Source organism: Streptomyces sp. NRRL WC-3549 (assembly GCF_000721935.1).
In the GTDB taxonomy this organism is placed as follows: domain Bacteria; phylum Actinomycetota; class Actinomycetes; order Streptomycetales; family Streptomycetaceae; genus Streptomyces.
The window spans coordinates 22,516-25,591 of sequence record NZ_KL585399.1 but is presented as its reverse complement, the minus strand read 5'-3'; the positions used below and the strand labels follow the sequence as shown (position 1 = coordinate 25,591).

Sequence of the window (3,076 nt, the reverse complement as noted above, 5' to 3'; positions counted from 1 at the left end):
ACCGTCACCGACGCCAACGTGATGCTCGGCCGGGTCCGCCCGGACCACTTCCCGGCCGTCTTCGGCCCCCGGGGCGACGAACCGCTCGACACGGACGTCGTGCGGCGGCGTTTCGAGCGACTGGCCGAGGAGGTGAGGGCCGCCACCGGACACTCGCGCACGGCGGCCGGGACCGCCGAGGGATTCCTGGAGATCGCCGTGCTGAACATGGCGAACGCCATCAAGAAGATCTCCGTCCAGCGCGGCCACGACATCACCCGCTACGCGCTCACCAGCTTCGGCGGAGCCGGCGGACAGCACGCCTGCGCGGTCGCCGACGCCCTCGGCGTCGGCACCGTCCTGGTGCCCCCGCTCGCCGGCGTCCTGTCCGCCTACGGCATCGGTCTGGCCGACGCCACCGCCATGCGCGAGGAGTCCGTCGAGGCCGGACTGGACGAGGAGGCCAGGGACCGGGCCGAGGCCGTCTCCGGCCGGCTGGCCGAGCGGACCCGCGCCGACCTCAGGGCCGACCGCATCCCGGACCGCGCCGTCTCCACCCGGACACGGGTGCTGCTGCGCTACTCCGGGACGGACGCGAGCCTCCCCGTCGCCCTCGGCACCCTCGCCGCGATGACCGAGGAGTTCACCGCCGCCCACCGCGCCCGCTACGGGTTCACCATGGACAAGCCCCTGGTCGTCGAGACCGTCTCCGTCGAGGCGACCGGCCGGGCCGGACCGCCGCCCGCCCGCCCGGCCCCCCAGGACACCGGCCGCCCCGGGACGCCGCACCCCTTCGCGACCGGCTCGGTGTTCAGCGGCGGCCGGTGGCGGGACGCCGGGCTGTACCGGCGCGGGGACCTGCGCGCCTCCGACACCGTGGACGGCCCGGCCCTCGTCACCGAGGAGGACTCGACCACCGTCGTCGACCCCGGCTGGCGGGCCACCGCCGCGGCCTCCGGCCACCTGGTGCTGCGCCGGGTGGACCCGCGCCCCGGACGCACCGCCGTCGGCACCCGGGTCGACCCCGTCATGCTGGAGGTCTTCAACAACCTCTTCATGTCGATCGCCGAACAGATGGGCGTGCGCCTGCGGAACACGGCGCACTCCGTCAACATCAAGGAACGCCTCGACTTCTCCTGCGCGCTGTTCGACCCGGAGGGCGGGCTCGTCGCCAACGCCCCGCACATCCCGGTGCACCTCGGCTCCATGGGCGAGTCCATCAAGGAGGTGCTGCGCCGCAACGCGGGCTCCCTGCGCCCCGGGGACGTGTACGCCGTCAACGACCCGTACCACGGCGGGACCCACCTGCCGGACGTCACCGTCGTGACACCGGTGTTCGACGACGGGCCGGGCGGCGACCCGCGGCCGCGGCTCCGCTTCCTGGTGGCCTCCCGGGGGCACCACGCGGAGATCGGCGGCATCACCCCCGGTTCCATGCCCGCCTTCAGCCGCACGATCGACGAGGAAGGCGTCCTGTTCGACAACTGGCTGCTGGTACGGGACGGACGGTTCCGCGAGCAGGAGACGAGGGAACTGCTCACCACGGCCGCCTACCCCTCCCGCGACCCGGACAGCAACCTCGCCGACCTGCGTGCCCAGATCGCCGCCAACGAGAAGGGGATCGCGGAACTGCGCCGGACGACCGGGGAGTTCGGCCTGGACGTCGTCCAGGCGTACATGGGCCACGTGCAGGACAACGCGGAGGAGTCCGTACGCCGGATCGTGTCCCGGCTGCACGACGGCTCCTGCCGTTACGAGACCGACGACGGCGCCGTCATCGCGGTGCAGGTCACCGTGGACCACGGACGACGCACCGCCGTCGTCGACTTCACCGGCACCTCCCCGCAACGGCCGGGCAACCTCAACGCCCCCACGTCCGTGGTCATGGCCGCCGTCCTCTACGTCTTCCGGACCCTCGTCACGGACGACCTCCCGCTGAACAGCGGCTGCCTCACGCCCCTGGACGTACGCGTCCCGGAGGGATCCATGCTGGCACCGGTCTTCCCGGCGGCGACCGTCGCCGGGAACGTCGAGACCTCCCAGGCCGTCACCGGCGCCCTGTACGCGGCGCTCGGCGTCCAGGCCGAGGGCTCGGGCACCATGAACAACCTCACCTTCGGCAACGACCGCGTCCAGTACTACGAGACCGTCGCGAGCGGTTCCGGCGCGGGCGACGGATTCGACGGCGCCGACGCCGTGCAGACCCACATGACCAACTCCCGGCTCACCGACCCCGAGATCCTCGAATGGCGCTACCCCGTCCTGCTGGAGAGCTTCGGCATACGGGAGGGCAGCGGGGGAACGGGCCGGTGGCACGGCGGCCGGGGGGTCGAACGCCGCATCCGCTTCCTCGAACCCGTCACCGTGGCCCTGCTGTCGGGCCACCGCCGCGTCCCCCCGTACGGCATGGCGGGCGGGGGACCGGGAGCGCTGGGCGAGCAGTACGTCGAGCGCGCCGACGGCTCCACCACACCGCTGGAGGGCCGCGACACCGCGGAACTCGGCGCCGGGGACGTGCTGGTGCTGCGGACCCCCGGCGGAGGCGGCTACGGGACGCCGTAGCCGGTCGCTTCCGCACCGTTTCGACCGTTGTCGGTGCGAGGACCTAATCTGTGCAACGTGACTTCGCCTGCCGACACCCACACCGCTGCGCCGCAGCTCAGCGCGGGGCCGCGGCCCGCCCCGGGCCCCGCCGCCGACGAAGGGCTCTCGCGTCGGCTGCGCGCGCTCGCCTGCACCGCCCCGCTGCACGACCTGGACGCGCGCAAGGCGAACCTCGCCGGCGAGTACACCGTGTACGCGATGGCCGAAGTCGCCCTCGCCGCCATCGACCTGGTCACCCTCAACATGGACTTCGACACCGGGGCCGACCACGAGCAGATAGTGGCCAGGCTGATCCCGCGGATCGCCGCCCAGGCACCGGGCCGGCCCGTCACCGAGCACGAGCGCGTCGCCCGCTGGGTCCTGGAGAACCTGATCAACGTCGGCAGCGTGGACCGGGGCTTCCGCGCCGTGTACGGCACCTTCGGACCGGACGGCGTCTACGTCCGCCGGGACTACGACTTCAAGCTCGTCGAGGAGGTGCCCGGCCACGGCG

Annotated in this window: 1 protein-coding gene and 1 pseudogene; both read left to right on the top strand. The window is 73.2% G+C overall.

The genetic code is table 11. The annotated features are described in order from the left end of the window. A partial coding sequence (locus IH13_RS0114980; RefSeq protein ID WP_031084649.1) for a hydantoinase B/oxoprolinase family protein occupies positions 1 to 2,541 on the top strand: 2,541 nt, incomplete at its 5' end. A 57-nt stretch (positions 2,542 to 2,598) separates the two neighbouring features. After that, positions 2,599 to 3,076, top strand: a pseudogene (locus tag IH13_RS0114975) (hypothetical protein); the annotation flags it as partial.